The 20,796-nt window shown below is 61.3% G+C and carries 19 protein-coding genes and 1 other RNA gene; 12 read left to right on the forward strand and 8 right to left on the reverse strand.

Annotated features, from left to right (window positions below):
• Positions 1-17 precede the first annotated feature (17 nt).
• The gene (locus J2X71_RS33975; RefSeq protein ID WP_310389415.1) at positions 18-932 is read left to right on the forward strand and encodes an AraC family transcriptional regulator; all 915 of its coding nucleotides are present in this window, start codon (positions 18-20) and stop codon (positions 930-932) included.
• On the opposite strand, the gene J2X71_RS33980 is transcribed toward J2X71_RS33975, so the two are convergent.
• Positions 927-1,634, reverse strand: a complete 708-nt coding sequence (locus J2X71_RS33980; protein ID WP_310389417.1) for a YafY family protein — start codon at positions 1,632-1,634, stop codon at positions 927-929. The genes J2X71_RS33975 and J2X71_RS33980 overlap by 6 nt on opposite strands.
• An 88-nt stretch (positions 1,635-1,722) precedes the next feature.
• On the opposite strand from J2X71_RS33980, the gene J2X71_RS33985 reads away from it, so the two are divergent.
• Both J2X71_RS33985 and J2X71_RS33990 read left to right on the forward strand, forming a co-directional pair.
• Positions 1,723-2,121 (forward strand): VOC family protein, encoded by a 399-nt coding sequence (locus tag J2X71_RS33985; RefSeq protein ID WP_310389447.1) that lies wholly within the window; start codon positions 1,723-1,725, stop codon positions 2,119-2,121.
• 438 nt (positions 2,122-2,559) lie between these two features.
• Positions 2,560-3,513 carry an NmrA/HSCARG family protein gene (locus J2X71_RS33990; RefSeq protein ID WP_310389448.1) on the forward strand — a complete coding sequence of 318 codons (954 nt, stop codon included), beginning with the start codon at positions 2,560-2,562 and terminating at the stop codon, positions 3,511-3,513.
• A 1-nt stretch (position 3,514) separates the two neighbouring features.
• Here J2X71_RS33990 and J2X71_RS33995 read toward each other — a convergent pair whose 3' ends face one another.
• The 3 genes from J2X71_RS33995 to J2X71_RS34005 all read right to left on the reverse strand — a co-directional run bounded on the left by J2X71_RS33995 (position 3,515) and on the right by J2X71_RS34005 (position 6,702).
• Positions 3,515-4,435: a LysR family transcriptional regulator gene (locus J2X71_RS33995; protein ID WP_310389419.1), complete on the reverse strand. Its 921-nt coding sequence runs from the start codon at positions 4,433-4,435 to the stop codon at positions 3,515-3,517.
• Between the two features lie 117 nt (positions 4,436-4,552).
• On the reverse strand, positions 4,553-5,647 hold the full coding sequence (locus J2X71_RS34000; RefSeq protein ID WP_310389449.1) for an AbrB family transcriptional regulator: 1,095 nt from the start codon (positions 5,645-5,647) through the stop codon (positions 4,553-4,555).
• Positions 5,648-5,799: 152 nt separating this feature from the next.
• A complete protein-coding gene (locus J2X71_RS34005; protein ID WP_310389421.1) occupies positions 5,800-6,702 on the reverse strand; it encodes a LysR family transcriptional regulator in 903 nt (300 codons plus the stop codon).
• 91 nt (positions 6,703-6,793) lie between these two features.
• On the opposite strand from J2X71_RS34005, the gene J2X71_RS34010 reads away from it, so the two are divergent.
• The 3 genes from J2X71_RS34010 to J2X71_RS34020 all read left to right on the forward strand — a co-directional run bounded on the left by J2X71_RS34010 (position 6,794) and on the right by J2X71_RS34020 (position 13,162).
• On the forward strand, positions 6,794-7,846 hold the full coding sequence (locus J2X71_RS34010) for an aldo/keto reductase (RefSeq protein ID WP_310389423.1): 1,053 nt from the start codon (positions 6,794-6,796) through the stop codon (positions 7,844-7,846).
• A gap of 100 nt (positions 7,847-7,946) precedes the next feature.
• Positions 7,947-9,359 carry an FAD-linked oxidase C-terminal domain-containing protein gene (locus tag J2X71_RS34015; RefSeq protein ID WP_310389425.1) on the forward strand — a complete coding sequence of 471 codons (1,413 nt, stop codon included), beginning with the start codon at positions 7,947-7,949 and terminating at the stop codon, positions 9,357-9,359.
• An 89-nt stretch (positions 9,360-9,448) separates the two neighbouring features.
• A complete protein-coding gene (locus J2X71_RS34020; protein WP_310389427.1) occupies positions 9,449-13,162 on the forward strand; it encodes an AsmA family protein in 3,714 nt (1,237 codons plus the stop codon).
• Positions 13,163-13,184: 22 nt separating this feature from the next.
• On the opposite strand, the gene J2X71_RS34025 is transcribed toward J2X71_RS34020, so the two are convergent.
• From J2X71_RS34025 to ssrA, 4 genes are all read right to left on the reverse strand, one after another.
• Positions 13,185-13,406, reverse strand: coding sequence for a ribbon-helix-helix domain-containing protein (locus J2X71_RS34025; protein WP_113325498.1), 222 nt, complete (start codon positions 13,404-13,406; stop codon positions 13,185-13,187).
• 82 nt (positions 13,407-13,488) lie between these two features.
• On the reverse strand, positions 13,489-13,677 hold the full coding sequence (locus tag J2X71_RS34030) for a DUF4169 family protein (RefSeq protein ID WP_037070786.1): 189 nt from the start codon (positions 13,675-13,677) through the stop codon (positions 13,489-13,491).
• Between the two features lie 47 nt (positions 13,678-13,724).
• Positions 13,725-14,237 carry an SspB family protein gene (locus J2X71_RS34035; protein WP_007814451.1) on the reverse strand — a complete coding sequence of 171 codons (513 nt, stop codon included), beginning with the start codon at positions 14,235-14,237 and terminating at the stop codon, positions 13,725-13,727.
• 131 nt (positions 14,238-14,368) lie between these two features.
• Positions 14,369-14,745: a transfer-messenger RNA gene (gene ssrA, locus J2X71_RS34040) on the reverse strand.
• A 114-nt stretch (positions 14,746-14,859) separates the two neighbouring features.
• On the opposite strand from ssrA, the gene J2X71_RS34045 reads away from it, so the two are divergent.
• From J2X71_RS34045 to J2X71_RS34070, 6 genes are all read left to right on the forward strand, one after another.
• The gene (locus J2X71_RS34045) at positions 14,860-15,654 is read left to right on the forward strand and encodes a thymidylate synthase (RefSeq protein WP_310389432.1); all 795 of its coding nucleotides are present in this window, start codon (positions 14,860-14,862) and stop codon (positions 15,652-15,654) included.
• Between the two features lie 113 nt (positions 15,655-15,767).
• A complete protein-coding gene (locus tag J2X71_RS34050) occupies positions 15,768-16,289 on the forward strand; it encodes a dihydrofolate reductase (RefSeq protein WP_310389434.1) in 522 nt (173 codons plus the stop codon).
• A gap of 146 nt (positions 16,290-16,435) precedes the next feature.
• Positions 16,436-17,533 (forward strand): FtsH protease activity modulator HflK, encoded by a 1,098-nt coding sequence (gene hflK, locus J2X71_RS34055; RefSeq protein ID WP_310389435.1) that lies wholly within the window; start codon positions 16,436-16,438, stop codon positions 17,531-17,533.
• Between the two features lie 3 nt (positions 17,534-17,536).
• Complete coding sequence (locus J2X71_RS34060) at positions 17,537-18,502, forward strand: protease modulator HflC (protein WP_310389437.1); 966 nt, start codon at positions 17,537-17,539, stop codon at positions 18,500-18,502.
• An 11-nt stretch (positions 18,503-18,513) separates the two neighbouring features.
• Positions 18,514-18,699 (forward strand): DUF2065 domain-containing protein, encoded by a 186-nt coding sequence (locus tag J2X71_RS34065; protein WP_310389440.1) that lies wholly within the window; start codon positions 18,514-18,516, stop codon positions 18,697-18,699.
• Between the two features lie 103 nt (positions 18,700-18,802).
• Complete coding sequence (locus J2X71_RS34070; RefSeq protein ID WP_310389442.1) at positions 18,803-20,542, forward strand: DegQ family serine endoprotease; 1,740 nt, start codon at positions 18,803-18,805, stop codon at positions 20,540-20,542.
• Positions 20,543-20,796 lie beyond the last annotated feature (254 nt).

The raw sequence follows: 20,796 nt of genomic DNA on the forward strand, positions 1-20,796 counted from the left end.
AGGGTATCGGAAACGCATTGAGCCAGGATCTAACGCCGCAGGTCTTCGAGGGTCTTGAACGTTTGTGCGAGCCGCAAGGGGACAGCGGCATACTGGCCGCGCCTGCCGGCAGCGGCATCCTGACTGCGCCGGCCTTTCCGGGCATCGAGCGTATCGAAGCGCAATTCTCAGGCAACGTCTTCGAGCCGCACCGGCACGATACCTATGCGCTCGGCGTCACCCTTCATGGTGTGCAGACCTTCACCTACCGCGGCGAGCGGCGCTTCAGCATGCCGGGGCAGGTGATCGTCCTGCATCCCGACGAGGAGCATGACGGCGGAGCGGCGACGGAGGCCGGGCTGCATTACCGCATGCTCTACATGGAGCCAGCGCTCCTGATGGAATGCCTTGAGGCGGAAAAGATCGGCCTTCCCTTCGTCGATCAGCCCGTGATTGCCGACGGCGCGCTGGCACAGGTGCTGCTCGCAGCACTCAGTGAACTCGACCGGGAGCTGGACGAACTTTTCGTCGACGATTTCGTCAGCCGCGTGGCGGGCGGGTTGTCGCGTCATTCGCAGGTACGCCGCCCGGCTCTCGGCGCCGTTGCCTGGAGGCAGGTGCGGGCGGCGCGCGATTATCTGGAGGCGCATGCATTGCGGCCAGTGCGCTCCGGCGAGCTGGAGAGCATTACCGGCCTCGACCGTTTCACCTTGTCACGGCATTTCCGTACGGCCTTTGCTACCAGCCCGCACCGCTACATGCTGATGCGGCGGCTGCAGCAGGCGAAGGCGCTGATGGGCGAGGGTGAGGGTTTCGCCGATGTGGCGGCGGCGACCGGTTTTGCCGACCAGGCGCATTTCATCCGGCACTTCAAGAAGGCCTATGGGGTGACGCCTGGACGATGGGTGGGGCTTCAGCGGACAGCGCAGGTCAGCAATGGCGGCGTATCATAACGCTTGGCGCGAACGGGAAAGTTCGGCTTCACGCCATTGCAGCCATTGCTGTCTCAATTTGCCTCTAGATAGGCCGATGGTTTCTTCGAGAACCTTGAGATCGAGAATGCGTTCGGTGCGAAAATGGCGAAAAGCCTGTTTCGATTCGCACCACGCAATCAAAAGACAGCGCGCATCCTCATGGCCGAGGAGCACCGGCCACACGATACGGCTGGTTACCGCGCCATTCGCGGCGCGATATTCAAGCTCAATCTTTCGCCCCTCCCTAATCGCCCGCCGGACTGGACGGCTGTCGAGCGTCAGGCTGTCCATGACCTTGTCAGGTTTCAGGCTGACCGAAGGTTCGGCAATGAAGGGAAGAAGGTCGTCCGGTACGGTTGATGCAATCTTTGCGATGACATCTCTGGCCGCAGCGTTGATGGCCGGGTCACCCAGCTTCGCCACCATCTGAACGCCCAGTAGAACAGCCTCGATTTCCTCTGCAGTCAGCATCAGCGGCGGCATATCGTATCGTGGGTCGAGGACGTAGCCAAAGCCAGCTTCCCCTTCGATAGGAACGCGCTGGCCAATCAGGTGGGCAATGTCACGATAGACGGTTCGTCGCGCGACCTCGAGTTCGTCCGCAAGCTGCGCCGAGGTGACCGGACGGTTTGATCTTCGAAGTATCTGGATGATCTGAAAAAGCCGTTCCGCTTTTCGCATGGCTGGTGACTCCTGCTGCCACAACGCTGGCAGGATGACTATGTCACAAGAGCGGGCAAAGAGATCATTACGCGTGAAGGAGAAAATGATGAAACTCGCATCCACCCGTCTCATCGCTTCGGATATCGAAAGCATGGTGGCCTTTTATGAGCTCGTGACGGGCTATCGCGCGGACTGGCTTGCTCCCGTCTTTGCCGAGATCGTCACACCCGGTGCCGTCGTGGCAATAGGGAGCGCGGAAACGGTCGCGCTCTTCAAGGAGGGCAGTGCGGAGCCACGCGCCAATAAAACCGCCATTCTTGAATTCATGGTATCGGACGTCGACGCTGAATTCGCTCGGCTCAAGGATCATGTCGAGGTAGTGCATGAACCCAAGGATTTGCCGTGGGGAAATCGCACGGTCCAGTTCTCCGACCCGGAGGGCACCCGCGTGGCGCTTTATACACCCGTTACCGAGGCCGCGAGACAACGCTTCAGCGGTCGTTAACTCGCTTGCGGGCCGTGGCAGCGGCAACCGGCTTTGCCAATCAGGTGCATTTCACCGGCATTTCAACAATATAGGGTCACACTAGGGCGCTGGCGGCTTGAGCGGCTTTCTGCGGCAACGGTCAGCAAATGGTGGTCACAGTCCTTTTTCATGGAGCAGACCTGAAAAACAAGGGCGTGACCCGATGGCCCGACGTGATCTCATCTCTTGCCTGGATTTTGAAATCCTGCACGGCCAGCGGCTGATACAGGCACGACCAGCCACGGTATTTATCCATAAAATGGCATTATCATATGCATTGCGCATGCCTACAGCAAGAAAGCTTGATGAGATAGCTTGCCTCCGGGTCCGAGATCGGCATCAGCCGAATGCTCTCCAGTAGGACGCTCGCTAACGCAGTCGGCAGCCAGCGACAGGGAAAAGGTTCAAGGCGCAACTATGTCTTCAAATGATAAGCCACTTATCGCAATTGTCGGTGCAACCAGCAAACAGGGTCGTAGCGTCGCAGCGACGCTCCTTCGCAGCGAACGTTTCCGCGTACGCGCCCTTACCCGAAAAAAGGATTCACCCGAGGCTTTAAGTCTGGAGAAACTTGGAGCTGAAATTGTAACCGTCCCTCTCCAGCTTGGTTTCCAGCAGGATCTCGTTGCTGCTTTCGAAGGCGCGGACGGGGCATTTCTGATGACGCCACCGGTCATGCCACCGGAGACAATAGAGGCTCCTATCGGCCGCCAACTGGCGGATGCAGCGGTTGAGGCAGGTGTCGGACATATTGTTTTCAGCACGCTCGAGAATGTCGACGCCATCTCCGGCGGGACAAAGTATGCTCCGCATTTCACCGACAAAGCGCGCGTTGCAGACTATATTCGCGGTCTGCCGATCTCTCATTCCTTCGTCATCCTGGCATTCTTCTATACGAATCTTCTCGAATATTATCCGCCGCGCATGGAAGGTGACACGCTCCTGCTGCCGATTTATCTTCCTGAAGATTTTCGAGCGCCTTTCGTCGATCCGCTCACGGCGACCGGGCCGGCAGTGCTCGAAATTTTCTCAAATCCCGAGCGCTACAACGGGAAAACGCTGCCTATCGTCGGCGATATCATCTCTCCGCGCGAGATGGTCGAAACTTTCCGACAGGTAACCGGCATCAAGGCAGAATATCGAGATGCTTTCACCAGGGACGGCCTGCTGCAGCATTTTCCGGAGTTTGCCGCCAACGAGTTTCTCGTGCGAGAGCTTCTGGGGATGGTCGAATATGCTGTCGAATATGGTTATTTCGGCAGGGAGCATGATCTGGAATGGAGCCGTCGCCTGGATCCCAACGCGCTCGACTGGGAACAGTATCTTCGGACCACGGGCTGGCGCGGCGACAAGCGATCTTTCGGGCTCTGAGTCACGATGGCCGGATTCCCGGCAGTTTGGAAATCTCGGCGACGAGAAAGTCGGTGAGAAGGCGAACGCGGGCAATAGTGGAACGCTCGGGCACGATGAGCAGGCTTAGCGGGACCGGCGACGGACGATAGTCTTCGAGCACGACCTCGAGCCGACCGTTGTCCAGGAGATCGTGGACCAGCCAAAGGTGGGCGGGACCAATGCCGCGTCCTGCGGCCAAGGCTTCGCGCGCCGCAAGCCCGTGATCGACGCGCAGCTTCCCATTGACTGGAACCGTCACATTCGCGCCATGGCGGGAGGAGAGAGTGACCTGATCGCTCCCGGCTATATTGGACATGATGACGGTTTCGTATCGCGAGAGATCGTCCGGGTGCTCCGGCCGCCCGTGGGCGGAGAAATACGCTGGAGCGCCTACCATCAGCCGATGGCTTTTTCCGAGCGCATGAAGCTTCATGGAGCTGTCGGTGAGAGGCCCAAGCCGGAGCGCCACATCAACGCCCTCGCGAACCAGGTCGATGCGCTCGTCGGTTAGGTTGAGATCGACGCTGATATCCGGATGCTGGTCCTGAAATTCGAAGATGAGGCGGGTGATGTGCATCACGCCAAGCGCTGCAGTACACGAGAGCCTGACAGCGCCTGCGGCCGCCCGACGGGCATTTCTGGCTTCCTCGGTAGCCTGCTCGACCAGGCGTAATACCTGAAGGCAGTTGGCATAATAGCGGCTGCCTTCGTCGGTAAGGGTGACGCGACGCGTGGTCCGGCTGAGGAGAGGTACGCCGATTGCGTCCTCGAGTTCATTGAGGTGCCGCGTCACGGTTGATTGACCGACGCCGAGCTCCTTTGCCACCGTAGACAGATTGCCTCGCTCGGCAACGCGAACAAAGGTGCGCATCCTGTCGAGAGACAGTCCCGTGTTATCCATTTTTCAGCACAGTGATGGTCATTCAACCAATGTAGGGAATAACCGGGCCTGCGACTAGTCAAGCATGGGCAGAACAGTTCGCTTTCGACGGCTTCACATGCCGACGATTTCCCGACCTCAAGCGGCATTTTCCGCAAGATCGGAGCGGCGGGCGATGAAGCGGGCGAGCGCAGGGCCGATCAACAGGATCATCATGAAGCGGCCGGTCTGCATGGCCATGACGAAGGGCACGTCGACATCGCTGGACGCGGCAATGATGGCGACGGAATCGGCGCCGCCGGGGCTGGTCGCGAGATAGGCGGTGAGCGGGTCGATACCGGCGAATTTGTGGAGTGCCAGCGCCATGCAGCCGCAGAGCGCCATCAGGATGATGATGGAGGCGGAAACGCGGGGCAGAGCGCGGGCGGCGTGTTCGATGATCGAGCGGGTAAAACGCAGGCCGATGCTCCAGCCGATCAGTGCGTAGCTGAGCGCCAGGATCCAGGTGGGCAGCTCGATCTTCAACAGGCCGAAACCCTGCAGAAGAGCGCCGCCGATCAGCGGGATAACGATATTGCCGCCCTGGATGCGGAAGCGGAAGACGGCGTAGCAGCAGAGGGCAGCGAAGGCGACAGTCATGGCGAAGGCCGACCAATCGACCGGCGGGAAGAAGATGACTGGCGGCGGCTCTTCGCCATCGGCGGCAACCCAGAGGCGGGAGATGACGGACGCGCCGACGGCGACGAAGACGACGCGCAGATATTGCATGAAGGCGACGAGGCGGGCATCTGCCCCATAGGCTTCCGACATGATGACCATGGCCGAGGCGCCGCCGGGCGTGGAGCCCCAGACGGCGGTCGTGCCCGGCAAGACCTGCCAGCGCGTGAGCAGCCAGCCAAGACCGGCGGCAATGGCGATCACTGAGACGATGAAGACGAAGAAGAGCGGCGCGTCCTTGGCCATGGTGCCGAGGATATCGGGCGTGATGTTGCGCGCCATCAAGAGGCCGACCAGCACCTGGCCGAACTGCAGCGGCCAGTAGGGGATGCGCAGCTGCCCCTTGCCGACGGTGAGCGCCAGCACGATGGCCGCGACCATCGGGCCGATCAGCAGCGAGGCGGGCAGCGCGAAGAGTTCGAGGAAAAGGACGAGAACGGCCGACAAGGCGAGCAGCAATGCCCATTTGGGCAGGCTCGCTTTCTGATGGAAGCTGCTTGCGTCCAAAATTGTGATCCCCGAACTTTTCGACCGGAGCGAGCCCGAAGGCGGAGGTGGGAGGAGGCCCCGGCAGTATGAAGAGGCCGGCTGCGAGGGCCGGCAGGCGCAGACCCGATATAGGCGCGCGGTGGCCAATGGGTCAATTGCGGAATCTGACCTTTGTGCTCCTAAAGGCGGATGTGTTTCGCGAGGAAATCAAGCAGGGCGCGAACGCGTGCGGGAAGAGGGCCGCCCTGGCCGATATAGACGGCATAGAACTCCTCGACATCGCCGGGATTGAGTTTTTCCAACACGGGAACGAGCCGACCGGCAGCGATATCGGTACGCACGGTGAATTCTGTCATGCGGGCAAGGCCGGCGCCTGAGAGCGCGAGATATCGCATAGCCTCGCCATCGCCGACCTGAAGGCCGGGGGTGAGGGGAATGATGATCGTCTCGCCGGCATCAATGACCGGCCAGCCTTCCAGTGCGCGGGCATAGGAAAAGCCGATGCGGCGGTGATTGCGCAGTTCTTCGGCCGAGCGCGGTTTGCTGTGTCGCTCAAGATAATCGGGCGAGGCGACGATGATCTTTCTGGCAGCGCCGAGCTTGCGAGCGATCAGGCTCGATGTCTTCAGCGGGCCGGCCCGGATTGCGACATCGGCACGCTCTTCCAGCAGATCGACCACCTTGTCGGTATGGGTGATATCGAGGGTGACATCCGGATGCTCGGCCATGAAGGCCGGGATCAGCGGCGCCAGAACATGATTGCCGAAGGAGCCGCTGGTGTTGATGCTGATGCGGCCCGCGGCCTGTTCTCCGGCCGAGGCGAAACGCTCAGCCTCCGATATATTGGCGAGGATCGCGACACTGCGCTCGTAGAAGGCGCAGCCTTCAGGCGTCAGTTGCAGCTTGCGCGTCGAGCGGTTGACGAGGCGGGCGCCGAGCCTTGTTTCCAGCCGGGCGACCAGCTTGCTGACGCCCGATGGCGTCATGCGCCGCACCTGGGCCGCAGCGGAAAAACCGCCGCGCTCGACGACGCTGACGAAGACTTCCATTTCGCCCGATCGATTGATGTCCTGACGGCTCATGATGAATTCAAATCACAGATGATATGCTCCAAGGCAATCTATATCATCGTTCTGGCCGGGTCTATCTCTTCAGAAAACAGGAGATTGAATCATGGAATACAGAAATCTAGGCGCATCGGGCTTGAGGGTGCCGGTGCTGAGCTTCGGGGCCGGCACCTTCGGCGGCAGCGGGCCGCTCTTCGGCGCTTGGGGCACGACGGATGCGGGAGAGGCGCGACGGATGGTGGATATCTGCCTGGGGGCGGGTGTGACGCTGTTCGATACGGCGGACGTCTATTCGGCCGGCGCTTCCGAGGAGGTGCTGGGGCAGGCGATATCCGGAAAGCGCGACGCGGTGCTGGTCTCGACCAAGACGGCGCTGCCGATGGGCGAGGGGCCGAATGATTGGGGCACTTCGCGGGTACGGCTGATCCGCGCAACCGAGGATGCGCTGCGCCGGCTCGGCACCGACTATATCGACCTCTTGCAGCTTCATGCCTTCGATGCCTCGACGCCTGTCGAAGAGGTGCTCGCTACGCTCGATGGGCTCATAGCCGCTGGCAAGGTTCGCTACGTCGGTGTTTCCAATTTCTCCGGCTGGCAGCTGATGAAATCGCTTGGGCTGTCGGAAAAATATGGATACCCGCGTTACGTGGCCCATCAGGTCTATTATTCGCTCGCCGGGCGGGATTACGAATGGGAATTGATGCCGCTTGCCGCCGACCAGGAAGTGGGGGCATTGGTCTGGAGCCCGCTCGCCTGGGGCCGGCTGACCGGCAAGATCCGCCGCGGTGCGCCGCTGCCCGAGGGAAGCCGTCTGCACCAGACTGCCGAATACGGGCCGCCCGTCGATGATGAGAAGCTATTCGATATCGTCGACGTGCTGGACGAAATTGCCTCCGAGACAGGCAAAACGGTGCCGCAGATCGCCATCAACTGGCTGATCGGCCGACCGACGGTTTCAAGCGTCATCATCGGCGCGCGCAACGAGGAGCAGCTCAGGCAAAATCTCGGCGCGGTCGGCTGGAGGCTGACGCCGGAACAGATCGGGCGGCTGGATGCGGTGAGTGCCGTGACGCCGCCCTATCCCTATTTTCCCTATTATCGGCAGGAGGGCTTTGCGCGGCTCAACCCGCCCGCGGTCCCTGCAACAAAGATGGAATGAAATCTTCCCGAATCTTGGCTGGACAGCCGCTTTGACTTGCCTCATACCCGGCCTGCTACAGATGCTGTAGCAGGCTGTGGAATGCAGGGAGATCAACGGCATGGCACTGCGCGACGCGAAGGCTGGGGTGCGAAACGAGGCGGGCATAGAGGCCGTCATCGGCATTCTGAAACAGCGCTTCGGAGAGCGCTTCCAGACCGGCCAGGCTTTTCGCGCCCAGCATGCTCACACGACCACCTACATTCCCGCCCAACTGCCCGACGGCGTGCTCTTTGCCGAGACGGCTGACGATGTGAAGACCGCTGTGCGGGCCTGCGCCGATCATAAAGTGCCTGTTATCGGCTTCGGCACCGGCTCCTCGCTTGAGGGGCAGGTCAATGCGCCAAATGGCGGAATTTCCATCGATTTCAGCCGAATGAACCGGGTGCTTGAAGTCAATCCGGAGGATCTCGATTGCACGGTCGAGCCGGGCATCACCCGCGAAGCGCTCAACATCCATCTGCGCGATACCGGCCTGTTCTTCCCGATCGATCCCGGCGCCAACGCCTCGATCGGCGGCATGACCTCGACACGGGCGTCCGGCACCAATGCCGTTCGCTACGGGACGATGAAGGACAATGTGCTTGCCGTTACGGCAGTGACCGCTTCCGGCGAGGAAATCCGCACGGCGCGGCGGGCGCGCAAGTCGTCGGCCGGTTACGATCTCACACGGCTTTTCGTGGGTGCGGAAGGCACGCTCGGCATCCTGACCTCGGTGACGCTGCGCCTGCACGGCATTCCGCAGAAGATCGCCGGAGGTGTGTGCGCCTTCCCGAGCGTGAAGGCTGCGTGCGACGCCGTCATCATGACGATCCAGATGGGCATTCCGGTGGCGCGTATCGAGCTTGTCGATGCGCTGCAGATGCGTGCCAGCATCGCCTATGCCGGTCTTCCCTATGAGGAGAGCCCGGCGCTCTTCCTCGAGTTCCACGGCACGGATGAGACGGTGGCTCTGCAATCGGCCGCCTTTGCCGAGATCGCGGCTGAATGCGGCGGCGGCGAATTCAAGTGGGCGGCGACCCCGGAGGAGCGCACCAAGCTCTGGAAGGCGCGCCATGATGCCTACTGGTCGGTGCGGGCGCTCGCGCCCGGACTTGCCGTACTTTCGACCGATGTTTGTGTTCCGATATCGCGGCTTGCGGATTGCGTTGCCGAAACGCAGGCCGATATCGAGGCGAATGGTTTGCTGGCGCCGATCGTGGGCCATGCGGGCGACGGGAACTTCCATGTGCAGCTTTTGTTCGACGACAAGAGTGCCGCGGGGATTGCCACGGCCGAGGAGTTCGTGGCCCGGCTGAATGTGCGGGCGCTGGCAATGGATGGCACATGCACCGGCGAACACGGGATCGGGCAGGGGAAAATGGCATTTCTAGAACAGGAGCTCGGGGGTACGGTGGACCTGATGCGCCAGATCAAGCGCTCGCTTGATCCTGACAATATCCTCAATCCCGGCAAGATTTTTCATCTGGGCTGAAAATGGAATAATCTCATGATCTTGGCCCTTGCCCCCGGCATGAATAGCGCTAGTGTCGGCAACAGAATCCCGAATGGAGAATCCCTGACTTGGTAGGCCGGTTCCTCGTCTTTCTAGGAGGAGTGATCGTCGTAGTGCTCTTCGTGGCGCTGCTGGCACCGCTGTTCATCGACTGGACGGATTTCCGGATGAATTTCGAGGATCAGGCAAGCCGCATCATCGGCAAGAAGGTGACGGTGCATGGCACGGTCGACGCGCGGCTGCTGCCGTTTCCGTCCGTGACGCTGCATGACGTGCGCGTCGGCCAGGAAGAAGACGGCACGCCGGTCGTCCAGGTCGAGCAGTTCTCCATGGATGCCGAGCTTGCGCCTTTCCTCTCGGGCGAGGCGCTGATCTTCGACATGCGGGTCGTCAACCCCAAGGTGCGGCTGCGGCTTCTGAAGGACGGCTCGCTGGACTGGATGCGCGGCAGCCAGCCGGAAATTCCGGCCAAGACCGTCGTTCTGGAAAATGTGCATGTCAACGGCGGCGAGATCGAGTTCATCGACGACCAGTCCGGCCGTTCGCGGCATGTGACGGGGCTCAATGCCGAAATGTCGGCGAAGTCGCTCGCCGGTCCATGGCGCATCGAGGGCGATGGCACGCTAGACGGCGAACATGGCAGCTTTTCCATCTCCAGCAATCAGCCGGACGAGAGTGGCGTGTTGCGCGTGCGCACCCGGCTTGCGCCGGACAAGCATCCCGTCACCGTCGATCTCGATGGTGAACTGAAGCTCGTCGACAGCCGGCCGAACTATCAGGGCACGCTGGTTGCGGCGATCGAAAACCGTGAGGGCAAGAGCGAAAAGGGGGAGGCGCCGCCGCGCCTCAAGGGTCGTTTCGAACTCACCAACGACCGCATCCGCGTTCCCGAATACCGTATGGAAGTCGGCTCGACCGACGACCCTTATGTGATCACGGGCGAGGCGACGCTCGACACCGGCAGTGCGCCGGAATTCCTGCTGACCGCCGATGGCCAGCAGATCGACGTCAACCGTATCGGCAATCAGGGTGCCGCGGGCAAGACCAACCGCGACCCTGCGGTTTCGGCACGTCAGCGATTGAACTCGCTGCTCGAAATTGTCGGCCAGGTTCCGATCCCGCAAGTGCCGGGCAAGGCGACGGTGCGCCTGCCGGCAATCGTTGCCGGCGATACGACGATCCGCGACGTGGCGCTGGAACTGAGGCCGGCCGGCAATGGCTGGATGATCGACAATGCCGTCGGCACGCTGCCCGGCCGCACGCAGGTGGAAGGCAAGGGCAAGCTGACGCTCACGGGTGATCCGTCCTTCAACGGCCAGATGGTGGTTGCCTCCACGCAGCCTACGGGCCTTGCCTCCTGGCTGGCAGGTTCGGTCGATCCGGCGATCCGCCAGCTCCGGCAGGCGGGCTTTTCGGCCAATGTCAGCCTGACGCGTGATCTGCAGCGCTTCGAGAACCTGGAGATCGCGATCGGTGCTGCGACGCTGAAGGGTCGGCTGGAGCGGCAGGCGACCAACGGCCAGACGCCGTCGCTTTCCGTTGCGCTCAATGGCGATTCACTCGATCTCGATGCGCTGAGGGCGTTGACTGGTCTCTTTACCGGTCAGGATGCCGGCGACAATGTGCTCGATCACAAGATTGCCGCGCAGCTCCAGGCCGACAAATTCACGGCCTTCGGCGTGCAGGCCGATAATGTCGAGACGACCTTTACGCTCGCTGATGGGGCGCTTTCCGTCGACCGGCTGTCGATCAAGAACCTTGCGGGCGCCGAACTGACGGCGACGGGCAAGGCGGAGGGATCGCTGCTCGACTATAAGGGCACCGGTGAGATCACCTTCAAGGCCGCCGATCCCGGCGCCTTCTTCGCCATGCTGCGCGAGCATCTGCCGCATCATCCTGTAATGGACCGGCTGGTGCGCAACGCCGGCTGGTACGGCAATACGGCACTGCGCGGCGCGCTGACGCTCGGCGGCGACGACGGCAATGCGCTTTCGGTGACGCTCGCAGGCGTTTCGAACGGCAGCCGCGTCAATCTCGACTACCGCATGTCCGACCTCCTGGCGCTGACGGGCAGCGGCACGACGACGCTGGAGGCGACGCTCGACAATGCCGTGCCGTCGATCCTGTTCGGGCAGGCGGGTCTCGATCCGCTGCCGGTCGACGCGGGCGCCAATGGCCGTATGACGCTGAAGGTAACGGCGGCGGGCAATGATCCTGCCGATGCCGCGCTGACCTTCGCGACAGACCGGACGTCGTTTACGGCAAACGGCAAGGTCGATGTACGGCCCGACACTTTCATGAACGGCAATGTCGCCGTATCGCTCGAAAGCGCCGATCTCGATCCGTATCTGGTCATGAACGGCATCGCGCTGCCTGAGCTTGGCACCGGGCTGCCCTTCAAGCTGCAGACCAACGCGACCATCGATGCCGATAAGGTGGTGTTGGCGGATCTCAACGGGCATGCTGCCGACAATGAATTTGCCGGCGGGCTGACCTTCGATCGCAAGGCGGCAAAGACGACGGCGAGCGGCACGCTCGCGCTTTCCAAGGCCGATCTCGGCTGGCTCGGCGAAGCCGTGTTCGGGCAGATCAACGATCCCGCCAACGGCCAGTTGACAACGGCCGCCCTCGGCCTGCCGCTCTTCCGCGATCTCGACGTCAATCTGAAGGTTACCGCCAAGCAGTTCTGGCCTGGGCTTTTGAACACGGCTGTGAACGATTTCACCTCAAACGTTGCCTACAAGGGCGACGAGCTGCAGCTCAACGACATGGCCGGCAACTGGGATGGCGGCGCGCTCTCCGGCAATATGCTCGTTACGAATGCCAATGGCACGGGCTTCCTGCAGTTGCGGCTTGCACTTGCCGATTCCGATCTCGGCGGCGTCGTCTGGCCGCGCGACGGCGCGCCTGTCGCCAACGGCAAGTTCGGCATGTCTCTGGCGCTCGAAGCTTCGGGCAAGACGGTTTCGGAAATTGCGAGTTCTCTGAATGGCTCGGGCGAAATCCGGCTCGGCGAGACGAGCGTTCGCGGGTTGAACCTTGCGATCCTGGCGCCGCTGCTGGCCGCCACCGATCCGATGCAGGACCAGATCAATGCCGGCAAGATACATCCGATTGTCGAAACGCTGCTGAACAATGGCGAGGCGAAGCTGCCACCGCTCGGCATTCCCTTCAACGTGACTGACGGTACGCTGCGGGTCCAGAATGTCAGCGTTGCCAACGATCTGGCACATTTGAGCGCCGACGCGCAAATCGAGCTGCCGCAGGGGCGCATCAGCGCGACACTTGGCATCGGCCTCAATCCCGGCGCGGAGGCGCTTTCGGGCGCGGAGCCGGGCATCCGGCTGAACTTCTCCGGCCTGCTGGCCTCGCCCGGCAAGACGATGGATGTGACCGATATTACCAGCTTTCTCTCGCTGCGCGCCTTCGAGCGCGAGCGGCGTCGTGTCGAGCGGCTGCAGACCAATGTGCTGGAAAAGCAGCGGCTGCGGCGCGAGGTGGCGCTCTATCGCTTCAATGACGCCCAGCGGGCTGCAGCTGCCGAGATCGAGCGGCAGCGGCAGGCGGAAGAAGAGCGGCTGAGGGCTCTTGCGCAGCAGGCGGCCCAGCGCAAGGCGGAAGCCGAGGCGAAGGCGGCTGCCGAAGCTGCGGCGCGCGCCAAGACTGAGGCAGAAGCGAAGGCAAAGGCTGCTTCGGAGGCTGAGGCCGCGCGGCGAGCCGAACAGCCCTTGCAGCCCGGCCAGCTCAATTTCGATCAGTTGCCGGGCGTTCAGGCCCAGTAAGAAGGGCCGGTCAAGCGGACGATCAGGCGTTCGCCACGGCGTTTTTCAGCCAGCACAGAACGTGCAGGCGCAGCGCCGAGGAGAGGTTGCTGTCAGGCGCGCGGCCATCGTCTATTTCTGATATCAGCGCCGCGAGCGGCATGGAACGACCCGCGGCAATCGCCTTCAACTCGGTCCAGAATTCATCTTCCAGCGAGAAACTGGTGCGGTGCCCATGCAACGTCGCCGAATGTTTGCGGATCATCGCCTGCTTCGTCTTCGTTGAGAAAGCGATTCAGTCAGGAACCGCATCTGTCTGATCGCCCAGGCTTTTCACCCGCCGGCGATCAGGTCTTGTCGTCTTCGATCCGGCCCTGATCAAGCGCCTTTTCGGCCTTTTCGTTGAGGGCGCGGGTCAATTGCTTTTCAGCCTTGGTACGGCCGTGGGAGATGCGGTTTTGCTCTGCCTGCTTCTCCTTTTCGGAGCGAGCCTGCTGCTTGCGGAACTGGCGTAGATTGACGATTTCGGCGCTCACGCGGTTGCCTCCATCATGAAAAAGGGAGGCTTTCGCCTCCCTCGGCATTACTGCTTCTTGCGGAAAGAATCGAGCGAAACGACGGAGCCCGGTTTCTTTTCCTCGCCTTCTGCGGCAGGCTTTGCAGCCGCGTCCTCCGCCTTGACGGCATCAACGGGATAGGCGGTGATCTCGGCCGCCGGCAGTTCCTCGCCGTCGCTCAGCGGTACGTCGAACTCCAGCTCGAAATTGACCGAGGGGTCGTAGAAGCCGCGGATGGCGTTAAAGGGAATGACTAGCTTTTCCGGCACGTCTGAGAAGGACAGGCCGATCTCGAAATGGGATTCGGTGATCTTCAGTTCCCAGAATTGGTGCTGGATGACGATGGTCATCTGTTCGGGATATTTGGACTTCAGGTGCTGCGAGATGCGCACGCCGGGAGCGCCCGTGAGAAACGTGATGAAGAAGTGATGGTCGCCGGGCAGACGGCCCGTCGTTGCGACTTCGGTCAAGACCTTGCGGATGACACCGCGCAACGCGTCCTGTGCCAGAATGTCGTAGCGGATATGATCCTGCCCCATGCTTTTCCTGTCTTTCGTCGGTTTGGAAGTCTTTTCACGAACTTGTATGGCACGTCCGGGCGCTTTGGGAAAGGCGCAAGCCGATTCATGCGTTCATCAAGCATACATGATTTCATCGAAAAAGGGGAGAAGGTGAAGGCTTCTGTTGCCAGGTGCCTTCGGACCCCGCCTTACGGGGCTAACCGTAAGGACTTAGAGCGGAATTCCCGCACCGCCGTTAGGCAGCGAGAGCGTATTCCTTAGCGTTGTTGTCGTTTGCAACTACACTTGTGACCCGATAACGGCGGTATCATGCCGAGCGAAAAGTCGATCTTTACACCCTTGTCGATCCTATTTCGCCCCCATCAAAAGCAGGCCCTTCTCCAAAAGGAGAGCCGCCTGTTTTTGGTGGAGGCGCCGGGTACCGCCCCCGGGTCCAATAGGTTTATTCCACCGCCCGTTTATCGCCATAGCCGGCCCGAAAGCCGGCATGGCTGATATAGTGTTTTTGTGATCGCAAGGGAAGGGGATACGTCATAAAAGCGTCGTGCTCTCCAGGGATTTTGCTTGGATAATCAGCAAGACGCATTGGTTTGCGGCCGCTTTGCCCTTAAATTGGGTGCAAAAGGAATCGGTGGCGACCATGAAGCAATATCTCGACCTCTTGAGCCATGTGATGGAAAAAGGCTCCGACCGGGGCGACCGCACGGGCACGGGCACGCGTTCGGTCTTCGGCTATCAGATGCGCTTCGATCTCGATGCCGGCTTTCCGGTGCTGACGACGAAGAAGCTGCATCTTCGCTCGATCATCTATGAACTACTGTGGTTCCTCAAGGGCGAGACCAATATCCGCTACCTGCATGAAAACGGCGTCAGCATCTGGGACGAATGGGCCGACGAAAAAGGCGATCTCGGCCCGGTCTATGGCGCGCAGTGGCGCTCCTGGCCAGCACCCGATGGCGGGCATATCGACCAGATCGACAATCTCGTAAAAGGCCTCGTCAAGAACCCCAATTCGCGCCGTCACATCGTGTCGGCCTGGAATCCGGCAGAAGTGGACGAGATGGCGTTGCCGCCCTGCCACTGCTTGTTCCAGTTCTATGTGGCTGACGGCAAGCTTTCCTGCCAGCTCTATCAGCGCTCGGCCGACATCTTCCTCGGCGTTCCCTTCAACATCGCTTCCTATGCATTGCTGACGATGATGGTGGCGCAGGTGACTGGGCTGAAATATGGCGAATTCGTCCATACGCTCGGTGATACACATCTTTACCACAACCATTTCGACCAGGCGAAGCTGCAGCTGGCGCGCCAGCCGAAGCCGCTGCCGCGCATGCTGATCAAGCGCGATGTGAAGGATATCTTCGGCTTCGTCTACGAGGATTTCGAACTCGTCGGCTACGACGCCGATGCCAATATCAAGGCGCCGATTGCTGTCTGAAGCGTGTCGCGATCTTTCAGATCGCTTGCCACGCTTTAGGCTTTTGTTTCGCATGTCGTAATCGCAAAACCGCTGCACATTTTTGCGCGACTTGCTCCAAGCCGGGAAGGCCAATGTCCGATATCCGCAAGACCATCTTCGTTGCCGTTGCGCGCAACGGCATCATCGGCCGCGACGGCGACATGCCCTGGCGGCTTTCGACCGACCTCAAGCGCTTCAAGGCGATGACAACAGGCAAGCCTGTCGTCGTCGGCCGCAAGACATTCGAGAGCTTCGGCGGCAAGCCGCTGCCGGGGCGCCAGCACGTGGTGATCTCGCGCGGTGCCGCTATCGATCTTCCCGACGTGCAAATGGCCCGCTCGCTCGACGAGGCGATAGAGATGGCCGAGGAGCTCGCCCGCAAGCAGGGTGAAAACGAGATCTCCATCCTCGGCGGCGGGCAGATCTACGCGCAGGCGATGGCGTTCGTCGACCGCATGTGTGTGACGCATGTGGAAGCCGATGTGGATGGCGACACGTCCTTTCCCGAGATCGATCCCACAATCTGGGTAGCGACCGAGAGCCTCGATGTTCCCTCGGGGGAAAGGGACACCTATCCCACGCGTTTCGTCGTTTATGAACGGCGAGATGCCTGAAAAGGAACTATTTTCCAATTATATTGACCAAGTTTCTGACGCTGCGTTGAAAGCAGATGCGGTGATACCTATAACGGTCGGATCGCATCCGCCGGCAGCCCCCACGGCGGTCGGATGTGTATGACGTAACGAACAACGAGGTTTTGATGCCCTGGAGCAATCAGAATGGCGGCGGCCCTTGGGGCGGCGGCGGCGGTAATAATCAGGGACCATGGGGGCAGGGGCCGAACCGTCCACGCGGCGGTGGCGGCGGCAAGGGCGGTCCGCCCGATCTGGAAGACATCATCCGGCGCGGGCAGGATCAACTGCGCGGCTTCATTCCGGGTGGTTTCAACGGCGGTGTCGTTGCGATCATCGTGGCTGTTGTCGCGATCTTCTGGCTTTTCCAATGCATTTATGTCGTCCAGCCGGACGAGCGCGGCGTTGAGCTGCGCTTCGGCCAGCCCAAGCAAGAGATTTCCATGCCGGGCCTGCATTTCCATTTCTGGCCGGTTGAAACCGTCGAGACGGTCAAGGTGACGGTGCAGCAGTTGAACATCGGCGCGACCACGGCAGGCTCTTCGAGCGGGCTGATGCTGTCGAGCGACAAGAGTGTCATCAATGTGCAGTTTGCCGTCTTCTATACGATCAGCGATCCCAAGGCCTATCTTTTCGGTGTGGAAAATCCGGCTGAAACACTGCAGCAGGTTTCCGACAGTGCCATGCGCGAAGTCGTCGGCCGCCGTCCGGCGCTGGACGCTTTCCGCAGCAACCGCCAGCCGATCGAGACGCAGGTTCTCAACATCGTTCAGGATACGATGAACCGTTACGGCGCGGGCATTACCGTGACCGGCGTGACGATCCAGAACGTGGCGCCGCCGCGCGAAGTCGCCGACTCCTTCGAAGAAGTACAGCGTGCCGGCCGCGACCGCGACAGCACGATCGAGGACGCCAACCGCTATACGAACCAGAAGCTCGGTCAGGCACGAGGCGATGCCGCCCGTATCCGCGAAGACGCAGCCGCCTACAAGGATCGCGTCGTCAAGGAAGCGGAAGGTGAAGCCCAGCGCTTTACGGCCATCAACGACGAATATTCGAAGGCTCCCGATGTGACCCGCAAGCGCCTGTTCCTGGAAACGATGGAGCAGGTCCTGAAGAACTCCAAGAAGGTCGTGATCGACGAGAAGCAGGGCGTTGTGCCCTACCTGCCGCTCAACGAGATCAACAGACCGGCGGCAGCAGCACCGGCACGGCAGGGAGGTTGAACCATGGTATCGAACAGACTTCCCGTAATCCTCATCGCGCTCGCGATCCTTCTCGCCATTCTTTATTCGTCGATCTTCGTCGTGAATGCGCGTGAGCAGGCCATCGTCGTGCGCTTCGGTCAGATCCAGTCGGTGAAGAGCGAGCCCGGCCTCTACTTCAAGCTGCCATTCGGCTTCATGGATGCCGACCGTGTGCAGTTCGTGGAAAAGCGTGCGCTCAGGCTCGACCTCGACAATATCCGCGTTCAGGTTCAGGACGGCCAGACCTTCGATGTCGACGCCTTCGTGATCTACAACATCTCGGATGTGCGCCGTTTCCGCGAAACGGTCTCCGGCGACCGCGACGCTGCCGAAGCACGGTTGCGTGCGCAGCTCGATTCCTCGCTTCGCCGCGTCTACGGTCTGCGTGACTACAATGCCGCGCTTTCGGAAGAGCGCGTGGCGATGATGCTCGAAATCCGCGACGATCTGCGCACCGATGCCGAAAATCTCGGCCTGCATATCGATGACGTCCGCATTCGCCGGACGGACCTTTCGCCGGAAGTGGCTCCGAACACCTACAACGCCATGCGCTCCGAGCGTCTGGCCGAGGCCGAGCGCATCCGCGCCGAGGGTAATGAAGAGGGCCAGCGTCGCCGGGCTGTCGCCGACCGCCAGGTCGTCGAGATTACCGCAGATGCTCAGCGCGATTCGGAAATCCTGCGCGGTCAGGGTGATGCGGAGCGCAACCGTATCTTCGCCGATTCCTTCGGCAAGGATCCGGCCTTCTTCGAGTTCTACCGCTCGATGGCCGCCTATTCCACGGCACTTTCCTCGCCGGACACGACGCTGGTGCTTTCGCCGACCTCGCAGTTCTTCCGCTACTTCGAGAATGCGGACGGCAACCAGCCTGCTGCACCGAGCCAGACCGGGGGCCTCGTGCCGCCTGCGGCCGCACAGCCGGCCGCTCCGGCACTGCCGGCGAACTGACGACAGACTGAATGCAGGACCTCCTGACCGGACTTGCATTCTTCCTTATCATCGAGGGGCTGGTCTACGCACTGGCCCCTCGTTTTCTTATCGAGATAGCGAAGCTTCTCCCCACCGTTCCGGAGCGGCAACTCAGGGTCTTCGGGCTTGCAGCGATAGCCCTCGGCGTCGGCTGTGTCTGGCTTTTGCGAGGCTAGATCACATTCGCAAGGGGATTTCGCGAAAAGGTGATTTCGCCCTCCATCATTCCGCCTTATGCTGGTGCTGTATGTGCGCCTTTACCCCAGACGAGGAAGCTTGATGGCCCCCACGACTCGCTCGCCCTTCAGACGAACGCTCGCGCTGCTGGCCGGCACCGCCCTTCTGGCAAATGTCGGCGCAAGCGGTGTTGCGCATGCGCAAACCGCCCCCGCACCAGCGACACCTGAACAGGCAGCACCGGCCCCTGCGGCCCCTCAACCGGCGCCGGTTTCCCCGGCTGCGGTGACGCCCGCCGCTCCGCCGGTGCAGATGACGGCTCCGGGCAATGGACCGGCTTCGGTCGCCGATCTCGCCGAGGGACTGCTCGATGCTGTGGTCAATATTTCGACCTCGCAGAATGTGAAGGATGACGAGGGTGCAGGCCCGGCGCCGCGCGCGCCCGACGGCTCGCCCTTCCAGGAATTCTTCAACGATTTCTTCAACAAGCAGCAGGGCAATCGCGGGCCCAACCATAATGTCAGCTCGCTCGGCTCCGGCTTCGTTATCGACCCCAGCGGCTATATCGTCACCAACAACCACGTGATCGAGGGCGCCGACGACATCGAGATCAATTTCGCCGATGGCTCCAAGCTGAAGGCCAAGCTGATCGGTACGGACACCAAGACCGACCTTTCGGTGTTGAAGGTCGAGCCGAAACAGCCGCTGAAATCCGTCAAGTTCGGCGATTCCAGCATTATGCGCATCGGCGACTGGGTGATGGCAATCGGCAACCCGTTCGGCTTCGGCGGATCGGTGACGGTCGGCATCATTTCGGGCCGCGGCCGCAACATCAATGCCGGCCCCTATGACAATTTCATCCAGACGGATGCGGCCATCAACAAGGGTAATTCGGGTGGTCCGCTCTTCAATATGAAGGGTGAGGTGATTGGTATCAATACGGCGATCATCTCTCCATCGGGCGGCTCGATCGGCATTGGCTTCTCGGTACCGTCGGAGCTTGCCTCCGGCGTGGTCGACCAGCTTCGCGAATATGGCGAGACGCGGCGCGGTTGGCTCGGCGTGCGCATCCAGCCCGTCACCGACGAAGTGGCCGACAGCCTCGGCCTCGACACTGCCAAGGGCGCGCTGGTCGCCGGTGTCATCAAAGGCGGGCCGGTCGATGACGGCTCGATCAAGGCGGGCGACGTGATCCTGAAATTCGACGGCAAGGTCGTCAGCGAGATGCGCGACCTGCCGCGCGTGGTGGCCGAAAGCCCCGTCGGCAAAGAGGTCGACGTGGTGGTAATGCGTGACGGCAAGGAGCAGACCGTCAAGGTAACGCTCGGCCGTCTCGAGGATAGCGACCAGGCCGCCGCCAACGACAATTCGACGGATGACGGTGTCATCAATCCCGATCCCGGTGAAAGCAACGATATGGACGAACCGGATCAGGGTGGCGATCAGGGGCAGGCCGCACCTGACGGCCAGGATCCGCAGCAACAGGGCCAGGGACAAGGGCAAAGCCAGAGCCAGGATCAGGCAACGCCCGGTCAGGCTGCTCCGAAGCATGTGCTCGGTCTTTCACTCTCGCTGCTCAGCCCCGAGACCCGCAAGGCCTTCGGCATTGCCGAAAGCGTTGATGGTGTCGTCGTGACTGAGGTTGCGCCGGGTTCGGCCGCCGCCGAAAAGGGTTTGAAGCCCGGCGACGTGATCGTCGAAGTGGCGCAGGAATTCATGAAGTCGCCGGATGCGGTTGCCACCAAGGTGCAGACGCTGAAGCAGGAAGGCCGGCGCAACGCGCAGATGATGGTCGCTGCAGCGAATGGCGACCTGCGGTTTGTCGCAGTGCCGATGGAGTGAGGGCTGTCGGTTGGCGGAGGATGCCGTGACTAGGGTAGTTGATTAGTCGCGGCGACCGCCCAGTTCTCCCTCATCCCTGTGCTTGTCACAGGGATCCAGCCTGCCCAAGTCCTTGGGCAGGAAAGACTTTCTCCCTTTACGGAGAATACGAGTCGTTCACCGCGTGGACACGCGGCTGCTGGATTCCTGTGACAAGCACAGGAATTGTCTGTTGGTTTCGTGCTTTACTGGATGGGAAGCATGGATGATCCCCG

The organism is Rhizobium sp. 1399 (assembly GCF_031455475.1).
In the GTDB taxonomy this organism is placed as follows: domain Bacteria; phylum Pseudomonadota; class Alphaproteobacteria; order Rhizobiales; family Rhizobiaceae; genus Rhizobium.

Excerpts from the sequence above, each read along its gene's own strand:
- J2X71_RS34050 (WP_310389434.1), top strand. The coding sequence starts at position 15,768 with ATGTCCGATATCCGCAAGACCATCTTCGTTGCCGTTGCGCGCAACGGC.
- J2X71_RS34045 (WP_310389432.1), top strand. The coding sequence starts at position 14,860 with ATGAAGCAATATCTCGACCTCTTGAGCCATGTGATGGAAAAAGGCTCC.
- J2X71_RS34070 (WP_310389442.1), top strand. The coding sequence starts at position 18,803 with ATGGCCCCCACGACTCGCTCGCCCTTCAGACGAACGCTCGCGCTGCTG.
- J2X71_RS33995 (WP_310389419.1), bottom strand. The coding sequence starts at position 4,435 with ATGGATAACACGGGACTGTCTCTCGACAGGATGCGCACCTTTGTTCGC.
- J2X71_RS34060 (WP_310389437.1), top strand. The coding sequence starts at position 17,537 with ATGGTATCGAACAGACTTCCCGTAATCCTCATCGCGCTCGCGATCCTT.
- J2X71_RS33985 (WP_310389447.1), top strand. The coding sequence starts at position 1,723 with ATGAAACTCGCATCCACCCGTCTCATCGCTTCGGATATCGAAAGCATG.
- J2X71_RS34065 (WP_310389440.1), top strand. The coding sequence starts at position 18,514 with ATGCAGGACCTCCTGACCGGACTTGCATTCTTCCTTATCATCGAGGGG.
- J2X71_RS34010 (WP_310389423.1), top strand. The coding sequence starts at position 6,794 with ATGGAATACAGAAATCTAGGCGCATCGGGCTTGAGGGTGCCGGTGCTG.
- J2X71_RS34015 (WP_310389425.1), top strand. The coding sequence starts at position 7,947 with ATGGCACTGCGCGACGCGAAGGCTGGGGTGCGAAACGAGGCGGGCATA.
- hflK (WP_310389435.1), top strand. The coding sequence starts at position 16,436 with ATGCCCTGGAGCAATCAGAATGGCGGCGGCCCTTGGGGCGGCGGCGGC.
- J2X71_RS33980 (WP_310389417.1), bottom strand. The coding sequence starts at position 1,634 with ATGCGAAAAGCGGAACGGCTTTTTCAGATCATCCAGATACTTCGAAGA.
- J2X71_RS34005 (WP_310389421.1), bottom strand. The coding sequence starts at position 6,702 with ATGAGCCGTCAGGACATCAATCGATCGGGCGAAATGGAAGTCTTCGTC.
- J2X71_RS33990 (WP_310389448.1), top strand. The coding sequence starts at position 2,560 with ATGTCTTCAAATGATAAGCCACTTATCGCAATTGTCGGTGCAACCAGC.
- J2X71_RS34035 (WP_007814451.1), bottom strand. The coding sequence starts at position 14,237 with ATGGGGCAGGATCATATCCGCTACGACATTCTGGCACAGGACGCGTTG.
- J2X71_RS34025 (WP_113325498.1), bottom strand. The coding sequence starts at position 13,406 with ATGATCCGCAAACATTCGGCGACGTTGCATGGGCACCGCACCAGTTTC.